Here is a 21011-nt window from a genome sequence, read left to right as displayed (position 1 = left end):
GTTCTCAAATCAATATTTACTAAACTATATTTAATAAGAATAAAATTAGAGAATTTTGGAAAGTATATATTATGAAGCTAACTTAGGAGGTATCTTATGTTTACGATAATGGCTATAAAGATAGAGCCAAGAGACTCAGCAGCACCTAAAGTTCAAGAAGTACTTACTAAGTTTGGATGTATAATTCAAACTAGATTAGGATTACATGAAGCAAGTAAAAATATTTGTTCAAACTCAGGGCTTGTAATTTTAAACTTAATTCATGAAGAAAAAGAAGAAATATCTAAATTAAGTAATGAACTAAATGAAATAAAAGGTGTTGTAGCTAAATTAGTTGAAGTTTAGAATGTTTTTTAAATGAAAATCTTGGAAGTATTATCTCCAAGGTTTTTATTTTTTTACTTTTCAAGTATGTTAATTAAATATATAATGAGTATGTTCGTATTTATAATAATTTTAAAGGAGAATGATTAATGAGAAAAACAATTAAGATTACCTCTTTTATGTGTGTGTTTGTTCTTATGGTGTCACTTTTCACAGGATGTAGTTCTAAAGAAAAGAAGAAGACAATAAATATATTAAACTATGGTGAAAATATAGCAGATGGTTTATTAAAAGAATTTGAACAACAATATAACATAAAAGTTAATGAAGTTACATTTGATACAATGGAAAAGATGTATATTGAATTAACATCAGGTAAAACAAAATGGGATGCTGTGTTAGTTTCAGATTATATGGCTGATAGAGTTATTCAAGAAGGTTTAATTCAAAAAATAAATAAAAATAATATACCAAATTTAAAAAGTATGAATGAAGGGGATATGGGAAGATCTTATGATCCTAATAATGAATATACAGTTCCTTATATGAATGGGACAATTGGTATAATATATAATAAAGATATAGTTACAGAACAAGTAGATAGTTGGGATATAATGTGGAATCCTGAATATAAAAATGAAATTTTTGTTCTTGACTCGCCAAGAGATGCTATAGGAATGGCTTTGAAAAAGCTTGGTTATTCTTTAAATAGTACAAATCCTAAGGAATTAGAAGAAGCAAAGAAACTTTTAATAGAACAAAAGGAATTAGGAACTATTTATGGGGCTGATGAAGTTCAAGATTTAATGATTTCAGGGGAAAGAGCTGTGGCTATGATATGGTCAGGAGAAGGTTTAAATTTAGCAGATGAACATGAGAATTTAGAATATGTTGTTCCAAAAGAAGGTGCAAATTATTGGTTAGATTCATGGGCAATACCAGTAGATGCTAATGATAAAGAAGCTGCTGAAATATTTATTAATTTTGTAAGTGAAAAAGATAATGCATTAAAAATAGCAGATCAAATAGGATATACAACTCCTCAAAAACAAGCTATGGAAGCTCAACCAGAGGAAGTTAGAAATAATCCAGGTGCATATATGCCAAAAGAAGTTACGGATAAATGTGAAGTTTACAAATACTTTTCTCAAGAAGACTTAAAGTTATATGAGAATATTTGGCTAGAGGTAATGACACATAAAGTAGATAAACAATAATTTAAAAGTAAGAGATTGTATTTAAATTAGTTAACAAGTACAGTTTCTTACTTTTTTATTAATTATTCTTAAGAAAGTTTGAACTATTTACCACTATTGTAGAATAAAATAAAGCATTGATGTATAATAATATAAACATCTATTTTGATTTAGAGGAGTGTGCTTAAAGATGGATAGAGTAATTGATTTTAATGAGTTAAAAAATAGAGTTAATGATAAAGATATAGATAAATTTGAATCTTATATATATTCACTATACTATGATATGTCAGCAGGAAAACTAACAATGGCTGATTTTACTAAAGAAATGATGTCATATATGGAGAAAAATAATATTTCACAAGATAAGTTTTTGAAAATGCAAACAAAACTTATGGAGAGATATGGCTTTGATGCATCAAGTTTAGAAGAACAAGTTAAAGCTTTAGGATTAGATAAAATAGCAGGAGCTTCAACAGATGTTGAAAAAATAAGAAAGACTATGAGCTTTCAAGAAAAATATAAAGATAAAATGCAAATGAAAGCAGTAAGTACCTATTCAATTAATAATGAAAAGAACAACGTAGGTATTTTACTAGAAGAAGAAAATGTAATACTTAAAAGCTTTGGAAAAATAGATCTAGCAGATTTAGAATTAAATGAATTTTTATGCTCATATAAAAAGGTAGTAGATAATAAACAATTAAAGATATCTATTTGTGAAAATGTAAAAGAATATGAATATTAGAAAAGATAATTAAATTTACTAAAAGAAATTTCTTTATTTTATAAAATAATCGTATATAATAAATAAGGTGTGATAAAATATCACACCTTATTTTTAATTAGGAAATTATAAATTTATTATAAATGATACTTACGGAGGGGATAAAATGAGCGTTTTAACCGTTAAAAATATGAATCATGGGTTTGGCGATAGAGCAATATTTGAAGATGTATCCTTTAGATTATTAAAGGGGGAGCATGTTGGTTTAATTGGAGCAAATGGAGAAGGTAAATCAACATTTATGAATATAATAACTGGAAAATTAATGCCTGATGAAGGAAAGATTGAGTGGAGCAATAGAGTTAGAGTTGGTTATATGGATCAACATGCAGAATTAGTTAAAGGAACTACTATAAGAGATACATTAAAAGGTGCGTTTAAATACTTATTTGATTTAGAAGCTGAAATGAATGATATCTATGGAAGAATGGGAGAAATGGACGAGGATGAAATGAATAAGTCTCTAGAAAAGACTGCAGTTATCCAAGACATGTTAGATAATAATGGATTCTATCTTATAGATGCAAAGGTTGAAGAAATTGCTGCTGGATTAGGTCTTAAAGATATAGGGCTTGATAGAGATGTTACAGATTTAAGTGGTGGACAAAGAACAAAAGTATTACTAGGAAAGCTTCTACTTGAAAATCCAGATATATTACTTTTAGATGAGCCTACAAATTATTTAGATGAACAACATATAGAATGGCTTAAAAGATTCCTTCAAAATTACGAAAATGCTTTTATTTTAATATCACATGATATTCCATTTTTAAATTCTGTTATTAATTTAATTTATCATGTTGAAAATAGAAAGCTTACTAGATATGTTGGAGATTATGAAAACTTCCAAAGAATTTATGAAGCTAATAAGAGACAGTTAGAAGCAGCTTATGAAAGACAACAACAAGAAATAGCTGGACTTAAAGACTTCATAGCTAGAAATAAAGCTAGAGTTGCAACTACAGGTATGGCTAAATCAAGACAAAAGAAACTTGATAAAATGGAAATAATAGAACTTCAAGCAGAAAAACCAAAGCCAGAATTTAGATTTAAGCAAGGAAGAACTTCAGGAAAGTTAATATTTGAAACAAGAGATTTAGTAATAGGATATAATGAGCCATTAACTAAGCCACTTAACATATCAATGGAAAGAGGACAAAAGATAGCCTTAGTTGGAGCTAATGGATTAGGTAAATCAACATTACTTAAAAGCTTAATGGGGTTAATAAAACCAATAAGCGGAGAAGTGGAACTTGGGGATTACCAAATGCTAGGATACTTTGAGCAAGAAATAAAAGAGGCCAACTATAAAACTTGTATAGAAGAAGTTTGGGAAGAGTTCCCTTCATTTACACAATATGAAGTAAGAGCAGCATTAGCTAAATGCGGACTTACAACAAAACATATAGAAAGTAAAGTTTGTGTATTAAGTGGTGGAGAACAAGCTAAAGTTAGATTATGTAAGCTTATAAATAATGAAACCAATATACTTATACTAGATGAGCCTACAAATCATTTAGATGTAGATGCAAAAGACGAATTAAAGAGAGCATTACAAGAATATAAAGGAACAATATTACTTGTATGCCATGAACCAGAGTTTTATAGAGATGTTGTAACAGATATATGGAACTGTGAGGATTGGACTACAAAAATTGTATAATATTTTTTAGGTTTGGAAGAGTTAGTATAAAAACTAACTCTTTTTAAATGTACAGGAAAGTATAAAAATTTTGAAGGCTGAAAGTTAGATATTATCTAGCTTTTAGCCTTCAAATATGTTAGATTAATTAATTATAAATTAGAGGTTTAACAGATGAAAAAAGGTAAGATAAAAAGAATATTAGAAGACCATTGGAAAGAGTTTGAAAAGTTATATAAAAATAAGATTAGACCTAATGTTAAAAAGGAAGTAGAAAAAGTTTTAAAGTGTAAAGATACAAAGTATGGATTTATTGAATTGAAGTGTAATAATTGTAATACTACAAAGAGAATCGGATTTACATGTAAAAGTAGATTTTGTACTTCATGTGGAAAGATTTATACGGATAATTGGATTGATAATATGTTGGGAAATTTAATAAATGTTAGGCATAGACATATAGTTTTTACTATACCAAAAGAATTAAGAGAATTCTTTGGACTGGATAGACAAAGACTTAAGATATTGCCGAAGTGCGCAGCGAGAGCTGTTACGAGTTGGATGCATAGTTTAAATAGAAAGGAGGAATTCACACCAGGTATAGTAACTGTAATACATACATTTGGAAGAGATTTAAAGTGGAATCCTCATGTACATATGATGGTTACAGAAGGAGGGAGAGGAAATATAACAGAATGGAGGCATATAAGGCACATATCTTATGAATCATTAAGAAAAAGATGGCAAAAGGTTTTGTTAGATGAAATAACTTATATAAATGGAAATACAAAAGAAATTAAATTACTAAAAAATAAACTATATAAAGAGAAAGATAAAGGTTTTTATGTTCATGCTAAAACTGAGATAAAATCAGCGAAGACAGCAGCAAAATATGTAGGGAGATATGTGGGACGTCCTGCGATAGCGGAATCAAGGATTCTTAAATATGATGGTGAAAATGTGACTTATAAATATACTAGACATGAAGATAATAAGGTCATAGTTGAAACTGTACATGTATATGAGTTCATAAAAAGAATAATAAGACATATTCCAGAGAAAAATTTTAAAATGATAAGATACTTTGGAATTTATTCTAGAAGAAGCAAAGGAAAATTTAATTTTATAAAAATGATAGATGAAAAGATATTAAGTATAAGAAGATCTATAGCAACTTGGGAGAATAGAATACTGGCAATAAGTGGTGTAAATCCGTGTAAATGTCCTAACTGTGGTAATAAAATGAGATTTCATGATATTGTATATCCTAAATATGGGTCTATGAGGGAACGGCTGAGAATTAAGATTATAGAAGAGAATGAAGAAAAATTAGAAAAGGCTATAGAAAATTATGCTATTACTAAACGTATATTAAGTGGTAAAATAATTCCGAAAACAACTTAGTTGGAGGAAGTAAAATGAAAACAGAGGAAATATTATATATTTGTACTATTTGCGGAGCGAAAGAAAATATTCCTAAAGAAGTAGTTGAATATTTTGATGAAATGGATCAAAGCAATGTTGATGAACCACCATGCTTTTCATGTGAAAAGTGCGGAGGAGTAATGAGGCCTAAAGAGTATACTGGAGTATATGGAATAAAGTATTAATTAATAGGAAAAATATAGCATAGAACAGATATCGGTTCTATGCTTCTTAAGGTACTTAAAATTAAATTCCCGAAGGGAGCGTGGCGAAAGCCACTTTTTTATGTTGAAAGGAACAATAAAATATGTTTAGGAATAATTTGTTAGTAAAGTATTTTACCGGGGGAAAGTTATGGGATACTACGTTAATGTTGATTCAGGAGTTAAAGTATATGTAGAAGATATTAATGAAAAGGGAGATAAAACAATTGTTTTTTTACATGGTTGGCCAGGTAGTCACGAATTATTTGAATATCAGTATGATTATTTAATACAAAAGGGATTTAGATGTATTGGCTTAGATCAAAGGGGATTTGGTAAATCAGATAGACCTGCATATGGATATGATTATGATACATTAAGCGATGATGTGAAAGCTGTAGTAGATCAACTAGGTTTAAGTAATTTTACATTATTAGGACATTCAACAGGAGGAGCTATAGCTATACGATATATGGCAAGACATTGGGGAAGAGGAGTAGATAAATTAATTCTTTGTGCAGCAGCGGCACCAAGTCTTATTAGACGTCAATATTTTCCTTATGGATTAAAAAAGGAAGATGTTGAAGAAATAATAAAAGGAACATATAGTGATAGACCTAAAATGTTGAAAAATTTCGGAGATACTTTTTTTTATAAAAAGCCAAGTAAGTGGTTTATGGAATGGTTTTTACAACTAGGCTTCCAAGCGGCAGGTTGGGCTACAGCAGAGGTTGCTAATACATGGCTTGATGAAGAAAAATTATTTGAAGATATTAAGAAAATAAAAGTTCCAACATTAATTGCTCATGGTATTCATGATAAAGTGTGTTTATTTCCTTTAGCAGAAGAACAAAAAAAGCTTATTAAAAATTCTAAGCTGATAAAGTTTCAAAATAGTGGTCATGGAGTTTTTTATGATGAAAGAGATAAATTTAATAAAGTAATAGTGAGTTTTATTGGAGGATCTGAAGAAAATACTACTCATATGATTTAATGATATAGAAAAATAATTAAGAGTGATAGTTATATTTTAGAGGAGTTAGTGTAAAAGCTAGCTCTTTTAATATATAATTAACTTATAAATATTATGGAAAATATTTCATATAAAATAATTAATTAATAAGGAGGAAATATGAAAATTAATATTAAATATTTAATAGCTTTTATTAGCATATTTATAATTGAGGTGGTAATTGCACTTTTTATAAAATGATGAAATTATTAGACCTTACATTGGAGATATATTAATAATTATTTTAATGTACACTTTTATAAGAAGTTTTATTAAGAAAAAAATAAAGTATTTACCTATATATTTATTTTTGTTTGCTACATTTGTTGAGATAATGCAATTATTTAATATTGTAGAAAGGTTTGGATTACAAAATAATAAAGTATTTTCAATTATTATTGGTAGTACATTTGATATAAAGGATATTTTATGTTATTTAGTTGGAAGTATAATTCTAATAATATGGGATAGTAGATGGAATTATAGAAAAAATAGCATTAAAAGATATAAATGATAATAAAAGAAAAAAAGTGTATAAAGTTTTATCAGTTTAAAACATATAAATAAAAATTATTCATAATATAGTAATAGAAAAGAAAGGAGGAAATCATATTTAACAAAAGATATGAAATGATAAAGGAATAATGGGGGGAAATATGAATAAAAAATTTATAAGTATTATTTTAGCAACTATTATTTTAGTTGCAACATGTTTTAATTTTAAATTGGTATCAGCTAATACTATAAAAGACTTTGATCTAAATGACTCACTATTAGGATATTATACATTTGAGAATGACAGTATAAATAATATGACAGTTACTAATTTAGCTACACTTGGAGAAAAATATAATGGTAAATTAGGTTCATTAAATAACGATAATGGAACAAATATAACTATAGATAAAGGAATTTTAGAAGATGGATTAAAATTTGATGGAAGTGAAAGTTATTTTAGAGTACCGAATATAATTAATGCAAAAGAAAATTATACAGTTTCATTATGGCTATATAACGATAATTCACAGCCAACTGATTCAACATCAATAAATATTATACAACAAACAGGGGCTGGGAGAACCTTACTATATTTAAAGAATAAAAAATATGGAAGCTATGTTACAGGAAAGGATATTATATCTAGTAAAGTAGAAGAATATGGACAGTGGCAAAATGTTATTATAACAAGTAATGTTAATGATGATGAAAGTATTACCTTTAAAGTATATGCAAATGGAGAGTTGCGTAAAGAAGAGGTAATTCAGGATTTAACTTTAATTAATGGAGGTATTACTGATTTACAATTTGGATGTCATAAAAATACAGATACAGGACATGCTTTTAAAGGTAAAATAGATAGTATTCGTATTTATAATAAATCAGCAGATAATAATATGGTTGATGCATTATTTAATGAGCATAGAAATGTAATTGTTTTCGAAGGGCTTGGTAATACAATAAATTTAGCTGAAGAGCTTTTAGAACATGGAATATTAACAGATGAATATAAAGAGTACACTGATTTATATAGTAAAGTTGAAGAAGCAAAAAATATTACTATAGATTCACCTTATAGTGAGATAGCCTTAGTAAAGACAGAATTAGAAGCACTAATTAATATATATAATGAAACGGCAAAAGACTTACCAGTAAAAATATCTGTTAATTATAATAATATAATTAAAAACATACCAGATTATATGTTTGGAGTAAATCATAGGTATCATATGGATGGGTACGGAAGTTACAATCCAGAAACTCAAAATTTATATGGTGAATTTAAACAGTTATCCAATAGTGCAAATTTTGGTTCTGTAAGATATCCAGGTGGAATTGTAGCTAATTTATTTCAATGGAAAAGATCTATAGGGGATGTAGAAAATCGTATTACAACTATTCATGGAAATTGGAATGAACCAACTATAACGCCTAATTTTGGTTTAGATGAGGCAGCTAGATATATTATTGATGAAAGTAATGGAGAAATGATATATGTATATGGATTTGGTAATGGATCAGCATTAGATGCAGCTGATTTAGTAGAATATCTAAATTGCGAAGTAGGTGAAAATCCTAATGGTGGAATTGACTGGGCTGAAGTACGTGCTAATAATGGTCATGCTAAACCTTATAATGTTAAATTATTCGAAATTGGTAATGAAGTTGACGAAGGATGTGGATATTGGATGCAAAACAGTCCAGATCAATGGTCAGGAAATGGATTAGATGTTGCTAGAATGTATGCAGAAGGAGCAGTTAGAGAATTTGTGAAAGAAAAGGTAGCAGAGATAGATAACTGGAATACATCTAATGATAAGTCAAAGGCTTCATATTTTAGTGATGGAACAGCAAATCAAAAGAAGTATATGCGTTATGCAAATGATGTAACTGATCAAATTGATAAGTCAAAAGCAGTTGAAAGTGATAGTGTACATGTATATATAAATAATGAAGAATGGGCAATTGTAAAAGATATTAAAAAAGCAGATGCAAATGCTAGGGTAGTGCAAGTTAATTATGAAAATGGAGAAATACTTTTTGGTGATGGTATAAATGGAGCAATTCCACCTAAAAATTCAGATATAAGAGTATCATATACTGTTTATAAAGATGGATTGGCTGATTATTATGAAGAAATGAAAAAAGTTGACCCAGATGTTAAAGTATATTCAGGATATTCAAATTCTAATATAGCGCAAGCTATTGCTGAATCAGAAAAAGCAAGTAAAGATGGAGGGAAATTTGATGGTGTAGCGGTACATCCGTATTCGCATAGTAATGGAAGCTTACAAGATAATGATCCGTTATTTTATGAAAAGATAATGGAAAGAATTGAAACAAGTGTTGTATCACAAGTTAGAAGCCGAGAGAATGTCTTAAAAAAATATTGGCCAGATGGAAGTAAAAAGTAGCTATATCAGAATTTGGAATATTTAATCATCCTGGTGATGTTGTACAATCACAAACTCATGCTATATATATAGCAGCAAATATTATAGAGTTTATGAAGTTTAACACTGCATTTACTAATAAGCATTGTTTAATAGATTTCCCAGGTGGAGATGTATTAGGTCCAGGAAAACAAGCTTTAATACAATCTATAAAACAGCCAGATGGAAGTTATAGATTTTATGGAACTCCTTCTTTAAAGGTCTTTAGTATATTAAATAATATGATAGCTAATGATCTTATAGAAACTAAAATTATAAATAATAAAAAGTTCTATAATAACGTAGACACGATCCATGCAATGACAAGTAAAGACAAGGATAGTATTTATGTACTTCTTATAAATATGGATAGAGAAGAAAATGTAAAAGTTAAAATTGATGTAAATAATTCAGAGATAAAAGATAATAAGGCAGAGGTAATGACTCTATCTGGAAATGGTGTGTATGATGTTAATTCATTAGAAGAACCAAATAAAGTAGATGTAGTTAAAAGTGAAGTTATTATTGATCCAGATAATGTGGAATATGAAGTTCCTGCTCATTCAGTTGTTGGAATAAAGTTATCTACAAATGGAGAAGAAGTAGATAAGAGTGCATTAAAAGAGGTAATAGATTATGCAGAAAAACTTAAATCTGAAGGAGCATTAGAAGGAGTATCGCCAACAGTTCTAGAAAAATTTAATAAAGCATTAGAAAAAGCAAATTCAGTAATAGCTGATGAAAATACAACGCAAAAGGAAGTAGATGAAGCACTTAAGGGTTTGCAAGAAGTTATAGGTAAACTAGAAATTTCTAATGTAAACAAGGAGGTGCTTCAAGAGCTTGTAGATAAAATTAATGGTTTAAATAAATATGAGTATATAACATCAACATGGGAGGTTTTAGAAGCTGAATTAAAAAATGCTTTAAATGTATTAACTAATAAGGAAGCAACTCAATCAGAGGTTGATTTAGCACACAATAATTTAAATAAAGCATATTTAAATTTAATATTAATACCAGATAAGTCTAAGCTTGAAGAGTTAATAAATAAAGCAGAGGGTATAGATGCAACTAAATGTACTGTAGATAGTTATAAGACTTTAGAAGAGGCATTAATTAAAGCAAGAGAAATATTTAATGATAAAAATGCCACTTTAGAACAAGTTAATAAATCACAAAAAGAATTAGAAGGTGCTTTAAAGGTTTTAGTTAAAAATAGCAATAATGATATAGTACAAGACGAATCAAATAAGGGCAATAATAGTAATAATATTAACAAAGGAAGCTTGCCAGAGACAGGTAAAACACCTGCTGTAGCAGTAGGATTATTTGGATTATTAATATCTTCTATAGGATTAGATTTACTAATTAGAAAAAATAAATAATAAATGCTGAAATATAAAAATAGAGATTACTCAATTTGTAATCTCTATTTTTATATTTATTTATAAGGTTTAATTTAGTTAATCTTAAGAGTGCAAGGGAAAAAGGAATAGCACCATGTTCAAAATGTAATTAAAATAAACTCTAAACTAACTTAAGTTTTAGAAGGTAAATTTATTAATATATATGGAAGAAATGGAGAATAGTAAATTTGTTTAAGAAGAATTTAAAAAAATAATAATTATATATATAGTATTTATAATTGGAAGTTTTATGGGCGGAATAGGAACAGTTTCTAAATCATTAGAAAAAGATATAAATTCTAAAGTTGAGAGTAATAAGAGGTTACTAGAAAGTAAAAAAGTGCTTTAGAAGATTTAAATAGCAAAAAAGCTAATTTAGAATCAGAAATAAAGAGTCAAAATGTTCAATAGAAGCAGTTTGATTTATGTGTGTACTAAGGATAAAAGTGAAGTTATAGAACTTAAAAATATAAAAGAAATATTTTAAATATTGTTATAAAGAGATAACCTTGGAATTTAAAAATCTAGGGTTATTCTTATAATATTGAAAAATTTAACAATAAGTAATACTGTGAAAAGTGCATTAAATGGGATCTTTATGTAACAAATATAGTTCACATTTAATGCATCTTTTATAGTGAGTTAAGACCATTTAGTAATATTACTATTCGAAATTACTGAGATATTATTAATATTTTTACTAATTTCATAAGTTTAAATTACTAATGTATATAATAAGTTAAAGCGCATCTGCGTAATGGAATTTATTTAATAATATTATATATATTTAATATTTAAGTGTTATTTTGTGTAAATTTTAAAATGAGATGAAGCAAAGAGCACTGGATATTCAAGTTGAAATATCAGCTCTAAATTACAAAGTTGAAGATGAAGCTATAGCAGAGATTCAAGAGTTACCTACTGTACTTGGAGTAGATGAACATATTAAAGCACTGACAAGTGGGCTAATAGATAAAAAGACTTGGCTTATAGTATGTACTAATAAGCGTGTATTAATGTTAGATAAAGGTATAATCTATGGATTAGAATTAATAGATATTCCTTTAGATAGAATTAATAGTATATCACATTGTAAAGGCTTTTTATATGGTAAAATATCTATTACAGATGGAACAACCACAAGGACTATAGAAAATGTGCCTAATATAACAGTAAGTTTCTTTGCTGATGCAGTTAATAAAGAGATGGAAATATATAAACAGTCTAAAACAACTCCATTGACTCAAGTGGCAAATACTAAATCTGCTGCAGATGAATTAATTAAATATAAACAATTATTAGATATGGGAGCATTAACACAAGAAGAATTTAATGTAAAGAAAAAAGAACTCTTAGGCTTATAATTAATGGTGTATAGGGAGATATAATTTATATTTCTGTATACACCATTTTTAGTAATTTTTATAATGTATATTATGACAAAGTAGATGTAATATCAATTAAAAGTAAAGAAGTTCTTAAATATGAGAGGATATCTATTGAAGTTTAAAAGAATAGAACCTAAGAAAATAAAATATTCAGTAGATATAATGGATAAGATATCATTTTTTGATGGCAAAAATAGTGAGAGTGCATTAGAATACAGAGAATATTGTAAAGCAGCAGGATGGGAATTTGTTTGCGAAAGAGAAAAAATACAAATTTATTGCAGTGAAAGTGATTTAAGTAATAATCCTATTCACACTGATGAAGAGGAAAAGTTTAATTGTATTTTTAAAGCATCTTTAAAGCATGTTTTATCAAGTTTAATTATGATATTATCAGTTGTATATATTCAATATATAACCATATTTAGAAGTTATAATGTAAACTTTTTAGCAAATGATATACAAATATTTTTATTATTTATTTTATCTATATTTATAATACATGGAGTAATAGGCGTAGTTAATTTTGTTATTTGGGGTGTTAAGGGTAAAGTTGCTTTAAAAAAAGGAGATGTTGTGTCATATAACTGCTTTAAAGCAATGAAGGTTAGATTAGTTCTTAATAATATAAGTATACTATTAATGCTATCATTAATTATATATATGGGGACAAGTGGAGAAGCATATATGTTAAAATTGTTAGTATTAATTTTATTAGCAACAGGTTTATTATCTATAATAATGAATTTTATAAGTAGAAGTAATTGTAAAGATAAAAAAACTTTAAACATAATAGTTTATGTTGTTTTTACAATAATTATTTTTATTGGGATTAACGTATTAGTTTTTAGTGAAGTTTTTTCAAAAATTAATTCAAGTGATACTAAAATTGAAGAGGAAAATTATCCAATAGTTTTAAATGATTTTAATGATAAGAGTATAAATGATGAGGGTAAGCATATTGATGAAGAAAAGGGGATTTTAGCATCTACATTATATTATAGTGTTAAAGGAGAAAGAATTGATTTAAGTTATGATTTATTTGAAAGTGATTATAAATGGACTGTAGAGTATGTTGTTAATAAGAAGATGGATTGGTTAAAAAAATTTAATATAAAATATATAAAAAAGGAAACAAATCTTCCATCGGAAATACAAGTTTATAAAAAAGAAGATAGAAATACTTATTTAATGTTCTCAGATAATAAAATTATTGAGATTAATGATTGGAATGAAATTTTAAGTGAAGATGAACTATTAAATAAATCTTATGAAAAAGTATTTAAGGAATAATATATTATTTTATTAAAGGTATATAAAAATAGTCCCTAGTAAGAAAAATTAAGTTTACTAGGGGCTGTTTTTTGTGATTTTTCAAAAATAATTATTAAATTATAGTTTTAATATAATGTAATTGTAATTAATACTAATATGATTACAGCTATAAAAATTTATATTTTAGAATAGTTTATTATATTTTGAAATACTGCTTTATTTTCTTTTATGTTTTTATATGTATGAGATTTATTAGCTATAAATCTAATAGAATCTCCCTTTTTTAACTCAAAGGACTTTGAATCTATATCAATAACAATTTCCCCTTCAGTAACTATTATATATTCTTCTACCCCATCATTATGAGGATTAGATATATGATTACATCCAGGATTAAGTTCTATGGTGAATATTTCAAAGCCCTTATTAACATCAAAAGGAAAGATTGGGTACAAACTCATTTTTTTATTATCTTCTATTATTGGTGTTACTTCATTTTGATGTATTATTTGAAGATCATTTTGATTTTCTTCAATAAATAAAGAAAAGGATACTTTTAAACCATTTGCAATTTTCCATAGGGTAGAAACAGTAGGGTTTGATTGACCACGCTCTATTTGACCAAGCATAGCTTTACTAACTCCTGTTATTTTAGAGACTTCATCTAAGGTTAAATTACGCGTATTTCTTATGATTTTAAGTTTATTACCTATAATTAAATTTAAATCTTTCATTTTAATCTCCTATTAGAATTTGTATGTTTTAACAGATATTATTTTATAATATTAGATTGATTTTGTAAAATATATATTATACAATATAACGTATATTTTACAATATAACATATAAAATAAGGAGGAATAGAGTTGAAGAAAGCAATTTTATTTGGTATTGGAGCATCCCTATTTTTTTCGTTAACATTTATATTAAATAGGCAAATAAATATTGAAGGAGGAAGTTGGATATGGAGTTCATCTCTTAGATATATTTTTATGTTGCCAATTTTATTTATTATTATGATTTTAAATAATCAGTTAAATCCTGTAATAAAAGATATTTTTAAAAGACCTATTCAATGGATTATTTGGAGTACAGTAGGATTTGGATTATTTTATGCACCACTTAGCTTTGCATCAGAATACGGCGCTTCATGGTTAGTTGCAGGAACTTGGCAAATAACAATAGTAGCAGGTGCAATTATGACACCATTATTTACTAAAAAAATAGAAGTTGGAAAAAATGTAGTATATGTAAGGAATAGTATTCCTAAAAAATCTTTAATGATGTCATCAATAATATTATTAGGAATATTTATTATGATGTTTGAAGAAGCAAAAGATATTTCAATAGGTAGAACATTTTTAATAATTATGCCTGTAGTTATAGCTGCATTTGCTTATCCACTGGGCAATCGTAAAATGATGGAAGTTTGCAAAAATGAATTTACTACATTTCAAAGAGTGTTTGGAATGACATTATGTAGTATACCTTTTTGGTTATTTATATCAATTTGGGGCACAATAATTGTAGGACTTCCAAGCAAGGGACAAGTAGTTCAATCCTTTATTGTTGCTATGTTTTCAGGTGTTATTGCAACTATACTATTTTTTAAAGCTACTGATATGGTAAGTAATAATGCACATAAAATAGCAATAATAGAATCAACTCAAGCTGGGGAAGTAATATTTACACTTTTAGGAGGGATATTTATATTAAATGATAAGATTCCAACAACTATAGGAATAGTTGGAATAATTTTAGTAGTAATTGGTATGGTTCTAAATAGTATTATTAAATCTTAAAGATAAGGAGGGTAATGATTATAAAGGGTAGTTTAGACTTGTTAAGAAGAAATATTTATATTTGTATACTTAGTAAATATACATGGATTAATTAATGAAGGTAGTAAGAATATATTATTTTATAAAATACATAATTATTAAAAAATAGAATGAAATTTTAAGAATTTAACTATAAATATAGAGAAATAAAATGTAGAATGGCAAAATTTCTGTAGAAATTTTCAAAATAAATATGTATAATGGATAAATAAAACATAAAATATACAATTATGAAAGGGAGATGAATATGGCACTAATAGGAATTTTAATCATAATAATTGGATTTGCATTAAAACTAAATACAATTGCAGTTATTATATCAGCAGGAATTGTAACAGGACTTGTTTCAGATATGAGTTTTGTAGATGTTTTAAGTACTTTAGGAGAAACCTTTGTAGCTAAAAGAGAAATGTGTTTATTCTTACTAACTTTACCTGTTATAGGATTATGTGAGAGATATGGCTTAAAGCAGATGGCAATTATGCTTATAGAAAAAGTAAAAGGACTTTCTACAGGAAAGTTACTTACTGGATACTTATTTATTAGAGAGTTAGCAAGCACATTATCTGTAAGACTTGGAGGGCATCCTCAATTTATTCGTCCATTAATAAATCCTATGGCTCAAGGGGCAGCTATTGCAAAGTATGGTGAAATAGATAGAAAAGATGAGGATATGATTAAATCATATGCAGCAGCTACAGATAACTATGGTAATTTTTTTGGACAAAATGTTTTTATGGCTAATTCAGGAGTTCTATTAATAGCGGGAGCTCTTAGTGAATTGAATTTACCAGGAATAGGATCTAATGTTGATACTTTAGCGGTAGCAAAAGCATCTATACCAGTAGCTATAATTGCATTTATATTAGGAGTAATTCAAAATATTTATTTAGACAGAAAATTATCTAAAAAGTATGGAATTAAAGATAATAAAAAGGGGGAGAAATAAATGGATATAGCTAAACTTTCAAACCTTTTATTAAATATTTTTTATATAATGATTGGTATTATGATGATTATAACAATGGTATATACATTAAAAGATACAAATCATAAAACAAGATTAGGTACAGCAACATTTTGGGGAATACTAGCTACAATATTTATATTTGGTGAATTTATTCCTTCTATTGTTGTAGGAGGTTTAATTGTTATTATTGGAGTTTTAGGAGCATTTAATCAAATAAATGTAGGAACAATAGCTCAATTAAATGAAACTTTTGCAAGAGTAAAAGCAGAAAAAATCGGGATAAAAATATTTTTACCTTCTTTAATAATAGCATTTGTTGCTCTTGGAATAGCACAATTTACTAAGTTATCAGGCGTAACAGCTATAGGAATATCAGCAGTAGTTGCAATAATAATAACATTTTTTATTACTGGAGCAAAGCCTAAGGAAGCTATAGTAGATAGTGATAGAATGTTGCAAGCAATAGGATCAACAGCAATATTACCACAACTATTAGCATCATTAGGAGCATTATTTGCAGCAGCTGGAGTTGGAGATATTATATCAAATATGATTTCTGGTGTAATACCTGAAGGAAATGTTTGGATTGGAATAACTGCTTATTGTGTAGGAATGGCTTTATTTACAGCTATAATGGGTAATGCTTTTGCAGCTTTTACAGTTATTACAGCTGGCATAGGTGCACCTTTTGTTTTTGCTCAAGGAGGAGATCCTATAATAGCATCAGCAATAGCCATGACGGCAGGATTTTGTGGGACATTGTTAACACCAATGGCTGCTAATTTCAATATACTTCCAGCAGTTTTGCTAGATATTGAAGATAATAATGGAGTAATAAAAGCACAGTCAATATATGCAATAGTTTTATTGTTAATACATATACCACTAATGTACTTCTTAGCATTTTAAAATTTAAGAAATGAATAGGAGCGATGAATAATGAAAGTATTAATAACAGGATTTGATCCTTTTGGAGGAGAACCAATAAATCCAGCTTTGGAGGCTGTTAAGAAACTTCCAGAAATAATATCAGGAGCAGAAATAATAAAATTAGAAATTCCAACAGTATTTAGAAAATCTCTTGAAAAGATTGAAGAAGCTATAATAAAAAAAAATCCAGATATTATTATTTCAGTGGGTCAAGCAGGAGGCAGATTTGGAATAACTCCTGAAAGAGTTGCAATTAATATAGACGATGCAAGAATAAAAGATAATGAAGGAAATCAACCCTTAGATATAAGAATATTTGAAGATGGAGAAAATGCATATTTTTCTAACTTGCCAGTTAAAGCTATGGTGAAAGAAGTAACAGATGGAGGATTACCAGCTAGTCTTTCTAATACAGCAGGTACTTTTGTATGTAATCATGTTATGTATGGTGTGCTTTATTTAATAAATAAAAAGTATCCAAATAAAAAGGGTGGATTTATTCATGTTCCTTATGTTTCATCACAAGTAATCTCAAAACCTAATACTCCATATATGTCATTAGATGATATAACTTCAGGATTAGAATTATGCATTAAAGCAGCAGTTGAACATGATAAAGACGTAAAGGTTGTAGGTGGAACTATTTGTTAGAAAATAAAGAAATTAAAATATTTGTGTATGGTAGTTTAAGAGAGGGATTTTTCAATTATGATAGATATTTAAAAGGAAATGTAATTGAAAATAAACCCGCTAAAATGAATAACTTCATTTTATATCATATGCCTTATAAAGGATATCCCGCAGTTATAGATGGTAATGGAGAAGTATATGGAGAAGTTATGACACTTTCAAATTATGATGAGGTTATGAACTCGGTAGATGAAATGGAAGGTTTTATTTCAAAAGGAAATCCTAATAATGAATATAATAAAGAATTAGTAGAAGTTTTATATGAAGATGGAACTAAGGAATTATGTTATTCTTACATATATAATAAAGAATTAGATGTAAATTTTAACGAAGAAGCTATCTTTATTGATAATGGTAACTGGAAAGAATATCAGCAAAAAGAGAATGTTTAAATATATAATTAAAAAATCTTTGTAGACTTTTGTTTACAAAGATTTTTTAGTTATATGATAAATTATTTCTTATAGTATAATTAAAAATATGATAAATAATATTGTTTTAGGATGTGAATTATATGTGGCAGTTATTGAGTCAATTAGCAAGTAATTTAGGATATGTAATATTAATTGCATTTACAATGTCAAAAAGTAAAATAATTCAAAAAGCTATAGAGTATAAGGAGCAAGAGAAAAAGGATATTATAATAGTTTCAATAGTTTTTGCTTTATTAGGTATGATAGGTACTTACCTTGGAATAAATTATAATGGAGCAATAGTTAATATAAGAAATGTAAGTATTGTTGCTGCATCTATTACTTGCGGACCAATAGTAGGAGGAATTGCAGGTACTGTTGCTAGCTTGCATAGATTATATTATGGACCATTAATAGGAACAACAATTCCTTGTGCAATAGGCACTTTATTAGCTGGAGTTTTACCAGGATTATTGTATAAGAAATATCAGATAAAAAATGAATATTCTTATGGGATTTTTAGCACAATTTTTGTAGAAACAATTAGTATGATTTTAATAGCATTAATGATTGAAGATGGAAGAAGTATAATATCAACAATATATGTACCTATGGTAATTATAAATTCTTTAGGAATTTTAATGGTTATGACAATTATAAAAAGCATATTTCAAGAAAAGGAAAGATTAGAGGGAGAGCAAGCGAGAATAACTTTAGAAATAACTAACAAAACTTTACCGTATTTTAAAGAGGTTACAAATGAATCTTTAAAAAAAGTATGTGAAATAATAAGATTTAGTATAGATGCACAAATAGTAATTTTAACAGATAAGGAAGAAATTTTAGCTTATTCATCTCAAAATACTAAGTTAAAGCTTAATAATAGAAAAATAGTTAGTAATTATACAAAGAGAGTTTTAAAAACTGGTGAAACAGAAATATTAAAAAATGAAGAAGGTACAGAATTATTTAGTTGTATTGAAGGCAAGGAATCTAAAGGAGCTATAATAACACCATTAGTTTTTGATAATCAAGTTATTGGAACATTAAAGGTTTATTTTAATAAAGAAAATGGAATTACGGAAAAAAATAAACATTTAGTAATAGGATTAGCTAATTTAATTTCTTATCAAATACAAATAGGTAAGATTAAAAAATATAAAGAAATGGCAGATAAAGCTGAAATAAAAGCACTTCAAACTCAAATAAATCCACATTTTTTATTTAATTCTCTTCATACAATAACTTCATTTGTAAGAATAAACCCAGAAAGAGCTAGAGAATTAATTGTAAATTTATCAGATTATTTAAGATATAACTTAGAGGTTAATGGTGATTTTATCTCATTAAAGAAAGAACTAGAACAAGTTAAGGCTTATGTATCTATAGCTGAAGCTAGATTTGGAGATAGAATTAAAGCTCATTATGAAATAGATGAATTTTATATGAATCTTAAAATACCACCATTAACAATAGAACCACTTATAGAAAACGCAATAAAACATGGTATTTTAGAGAAAAGAACAGGAGGGGATATTTGGATTAGATGTGAAAAATATAAAGATAGGCATAGAATAGTTATAGAAGATGATGGTTGTGGAATTGATTCTAGTATAATAGATAAAATTTATAATGGACAAGTTGATGAAAATAAGATTGGTTTATATAATGTACATTGTAGGATGAAGCTTATATATGGAAAAGGGTTAAAAATAGAAAGACTTCAAAAGGGAACTAGAATTTCCTTTGAAATATGATAGGAAGTGAATTTTATGAATTGTATTATAGTAGATGATGAATTACCAGCAAGAGAAGAACTTAAATATTTTATTAAAAATTTTAGTAGTATGGATATTTTAAGTGAATTTGAAGATGGTACGGAAGCATTAAAGTTCTTACAAGCAAATAGCGTAGACATAATATTTTTAGATATTAATATACCAGGAATAGATGGAATTAATTTAGCGAAAATATTATGTAAGTTAAATTTTAGTGGTAAAGTAATATTTATAACAGCATATAAAGAGTATGCATTAGATGCATTTGATATTCATGCATTTGATTATTTATTAAAGCCATTTTCTGAAGAACGTATTATTTCATCATTAGAAAGAATAGAGGATTCTAGAGATGAAAAATTAAATAACGATAGAAAAAGTGATAAGTTGTCTGTAATGAGAAATGGTAAAATATATGTTGTAAATACTAAAGATATATGCTATTTAGAAGCATCAGGGAGAACTGTTAAAGTTTGTGTTAATGGTGAAGAATATTTATCTAAACATAAAATTTCAGAAATTGAAAGTAAATTATCAAATAAAGAATTTTATAAATCACATAGATCATATATAGTGAATTTAGGAAAGGTAGAAGAAATTAAACCTTGGTTTAATGGAACCTATGTATTAAAAATAAAGGATATAGAAAAAGAAGTTCCTGTTAGTAGAAATAAAGTAAAAGATTTTAAGCGTATATTAAGTTTATAGAATTATTTTAGGTGTATTTCATAACAACATATTGCAGTTCATGTATAAATAGAGTATTTCATGCATAATGAATACCTTTTCAAAAGCTGT

General features: G+C 27.0%; 20 protein-coding genes. 19 read left to right on the top strand and 1 reads right to left on the bottom strand.

What is annotated here, in order from left to right; translation table 11 throughout:
* Positions 1–96: 96 nt before the first annotated feature.
* From CP523_RS03145 to CP523_RS03090, 12 genes are all read left to right on the top strand, one after another.
* On the top strand, positions 97–345 hold the full coding sequence (locus tag CP523_RS03145; RefSeq protein ID WP_066677277.1) for a CPF_0552 family protein: 249 nt from the start codon (positions 97–99) through the stop codon (positions 343–345).
* 128 nt (positions 346–473) lie between these two features.
* Positions 474–1541 (top strand): ABC transporter substrate-binding protein, encoded by a 1068-nt coding sequence (locus CP523_RS03140; RefSeq protein ID WP_120140480.1) that lies wholly within the window; start codon positions 474–476, stop codon positions 1539–1541.
* A gap of 169 nt (positions 1542–1710) precedes the next feature.
* Positions 1711–2268 (top strand): DUF3867 domain-containing protein, encoded by a 558-nt coding sequence (locus CP523_RS03135; protein ID WP_120140479.1) that lies wholly within the window; start codon positions 1711–1713, stop codon positions 2266–2268.
* Positions 2269–2413: 145 nt separating this feature from the next.
* On the top strand, positions 2414–3970 hold the full coding sequence (locus CP523_RS03130) for an ABC-F family ATP-binding cassette domain-containing protein (RefSeq protein ID WP_120140478.1): 1557 nt from the start codon (positions 2414–2416) through the stop codon (positions 3968–3970).
* 153 nt (positions 3971–4123) lie between these two features.
* Entirely contained in the window at positions 4124–5353 is a 1230-nt protein-coding gene (locus CP523_RS03125) for an IS91 family transposase (protein ID WP_120140379.1), read from the top strand.
* A 14-nt stretch (positions 5354–5367) separates the two neighbouring features.
* Positions 5368–5559 (top strand): hypothetical protein, encoded by a 192-nt coding sequence (locus CP523_RS03120; protein ID WP_066677279.1) that lies wholly within the window; start codon positions 5368–5370, stop codon positions 5557–5559.
* 169 nt (positions 5560–5728) lie between these two features.
* Positions 5729–6571: an alpha/beta fold hydrolase gene (locus CP523_RS03115; RefSeq protein ID WP_066678408.1), complete on the top strand. Its 843-nt coding sequence runs from the start codon at positions 5729–5731 to the stop codon at positions 6569–6571.
* A gap of 265 nt (positions 6572–6836) precedes the next feature.
* A complete protein-coding gene (locus CP523_RS03110) occupies positions 6837–7103 on the top strand; it encodes a ribosomal maturation YjgA family protein (protein ID WP_242871387.1) in 267 nt (88 codons plus the stop codon).
* 142 nt (positions 7104–7245) lie between these two features.
* Positions 7246–9501 (top strand): LamG domain-containing protein, encoded by a 2256-nt coding sequence (locus tag CP523_RS03105; protein WP_162925932.1) that lies wholly within the window; start codon positions 7246–7248, stop codon positions 9499–9501.
* Between the two features lie 92 nt (positions 9502–9593).
* Positions 9594–10907: an alpha-L-arabinofuranosidase C-terminal domain-containing protein gene (locus CP523_RS03100; protein WP_120140476.1), complete on the top strand. Its 1314-nt coding sequence runs from the start codon at positions 9594–9596 to the stop codon at positions 10905–10907.
* 848 nt (positions 10908–11755) lie between these two features.
* Positions 11756–12292 carry a PH domain-containing protein gene (locus tag CP523_RS03095; protein WP_066678414.1) on the top strand — a complete coding sequence of 179 codons (537 nt, stop codon included), beginning with the start codon at positions 11756–11758 and terminating at the stop codon, positions 12290–12292.
* 120 nt (positions 12293–12412) lie between these two features.
* Complete coding sequence (locus CP523_RS03090) at positions 12413–13609, top strand: DUF2812 domain-containing protein (RefSeq protein ID WP_083089615.1); 1197 nt, start codon at positions 12413–12415, stop codon at positions 13607–13609.
* Between the two features lie 158 nt (positions 13610–13767).
* On the opposite strand, the gene CP523_RS03085 is transcribed toward CP523_RS03090, so the two are convergent.
* A complete protein-coding gene (locus CP523_RS03085; protein ID WP_066678417.1) occupies positions 13768–14325 on the bottom strand; it encodes a helix-turn-helix domain-containing protein in 558 nt (185 codons plus the stop codon).
* A gap of 132 nt (positions 14326–14457) precedes the next feature.
* Here CP523_RS03085 and CP523_RS03080 point away from each other — a divergent pair, with 132 nt between their 5' ends.
* The 7 genes from CP523_RS03080 to CP523_RS03050 all read left to right on the top strand — a co-directional run bounded on the left by CP523_RS03080 (position 14458) and on the right by CP523_RS03050 (position 20921).
* Entirely contained in the window at positions 14458–15393 is a 936-nt protein-coding gene (locus CP523_RS03080; protein WP_120140475.1) for a DMT family transporter, read from the top strand.
* A gap of 286 nt (positions 15394–15679) precedes the next feature.
* Positions 15680–16381, top strand: coding sequence for a DUF969 domain-containing protein (locus tag CP523_RS03075; protein ID WP_066678421.1), 702 nt, complete (start codon positions 15680–15682; stop codon positions 16379–16381).
* Positions 16382–17311 (top strand): DUF979 domain-containing protein, encoded by a 930-nt coding sequence (locus tag CP523_RS03070; protein ID WP_066678425.1) that lies wholly within the window; start codon positions 16382–16384, stop codon positions 17309–17311. It begins immediately after the preceding gene.
* A gap of 30 nt (positions 17312–17341) precedes the next feature.
* The gene (gene pcp / locus CP523_RS03065; protein ID WP_066678427.1) at positions 17342–17983 is read left to right on the top strand and encodes a pyroglutamyl-peptidase I; all 642 of its coding nucleotides are present in this window, start codon (positions 17342–17344) and stop codon (positions 17981–17983) included.
* Positions 17977–18414 (top strand): gamma-glutamylcyclotransferase family protein, encoded by a 438-nt coding sequence (locus CP523_RS03060; RefSeq protein WP_066678429.1) that lies wholly within the window; start codon positions 17977–17979, stop codon positions 18412–18414. The genes pcp and CP523_RS03060 overlap by 7 nt, the downstream gene beginning before the upstream one ends.
* 134 nt (positions 18415–18548) lie before the next feature.
* The gene (locus CP523_RS03055) at positions 18549–20192 is read left to right on the top strand and encodes a LytS/YhcK type 5TM receptor domain-containing protein (RefSeq protein WP_227909581.1); all 1644 of its coding nucleotides are present in this window, start codon (positions 18549–18551) and stop codon (positions 20190–20192) included.
* A 15-nt stretch (positions 20193–20207) separates the two neighbouring features.
* Positions 20208–20921: a LytR/AlgR family response regulator transcription factor gene (locus CP523_RS03050; protein WP_066678432.1), complete on the top strand. Its 714-nt coding sequence runs from the start codon at positions 20208–20210 to the stop codon at positions 20919–20921.
* The last annotated feature ends 90 nt before the right edge of the window (positions 20922–21011 follow it).

Origin of the sequence: Clostridium septicum, from assembly GCF_003606265.1 — a bacterium.
Lineage (GTDB): Bacteria > Bacillota > Clostridia > Clostridiales > Clostridiaceae > Clostridium > Clostridium septicum.
The sequence above is the reverse complement of the archived record's forward strand: the minus strand, read 5'-3'. Positions and strand labels throughout refer to the sequence as shown.

Coding starts and splice junctions, on each gene's coding strand:
- CP523_RS03130 (WP_120140478.1), top strand. CDS start 2,414: ATGAGCGTTTTAACCGTTAAAAATATGAATCATGGGTTTGGCGATAGA.
- CP523_RS03075 (WP_066678421.1), top strand. CDS start 15,680: ATGGCACTAATAGGAATTTTAATCATAATAATTGGATTTGCATTAAAA.
- CP523_RS03110 (WP_242871387.1), top strand. CDS start 6,837: ATGTACACTTTTATAAGAAGTTTTATTAAGAAAAAAATAAAGTATTTA.
- CP523_RS03115 (WP_066678408.1), top strand. CDS start 5,729: ATGGGATACTACGTTAATGTTGATTCAGGAGTTAAAGTATATGTAGAA.
- CP523_RS03100 (WP_120140476.1), top strand. CDS start 9,594: ATGAAGTTTAACACTGCATTTACTAATAAGCATTGTTTAATAGATTTC.
- CP523_RS03140 (WP_120140480.1), top strand. CDS start 474: ATGAGAAAAACAATTAAGATTACCTCTTTTATGTGTGTGTTTGTTCTT.
- CP523_RS03105 (WP_162925932.1), top strand. CDS start 7,246: ATGAATAAAAAATTTATAAGTATTATTTTAGCAACTATTATTTTAGTT.
- CP523_RS03135 (WP_120140479.1), top strand. CDS start 1,711: ATGGATAGAGTAATTGATTTTAATGAGTTAAAAAATAGAGTTAATGAT.
- CP523_RS03085 (WP_066678417.1), bottom strand. CDS start 14,325: ATGAAAGATTTAAATTTAATTATAGGTAATAAACTTAAAATCATAAGA.
- CP523_RS03095 (WP_066678414.1), top strand. CDS start 11,756: ATGAAGCAAAGAGCACTGGATATTCAAGTTGAAATATCAGCTCTAAAT.
- CP523_RS03090 (WP_083089615.1), top strand. CDS start 12,413: ATGAGAGGATATCTATTGAAGTTTAAAAGAATAGAACCTAAGAAAATA.
- CP523_RS03070 (WP_066678425.1), top strand. CDS start 16,382: ATGGATATAGCTAAACTTTCAAACCTTTTATTAAATATTTTTTATATA.
- CP523_RS03120 (WP_066677279.1), top strand. CDS start 5,368: ATGAAAACAGAGGAAATATTATATATTTGTACTATTTGCGGAGCGAAA.
- CP523_RS03125 (WP_120140379.1), top strand. CDS start 4,124: ATGAAAAAAGGTAAGATAAAAAGAATATTAGAAGACCATTGGAAAGAG.
- CP523_RS03050 (WP_066678432.1), top strand. CDS start 20,208: ATGAATTGTATTATAGTAGATGATGAATTACCAGCAAGAGAAGAACTT.
- CP523_RS03145 (WP_066677277.1), top strand. CDS start 97: ATGTTTACGATAATGGCTATAAAGATAGAGCCAAGAGACTCAGCAGCA.
- pcp (WP_066678427.1), top strand. CDS start 17,342: ATGAAAGTATTAATAACAGGATTTGATCCTTTTGGAGGAGAACCAATA.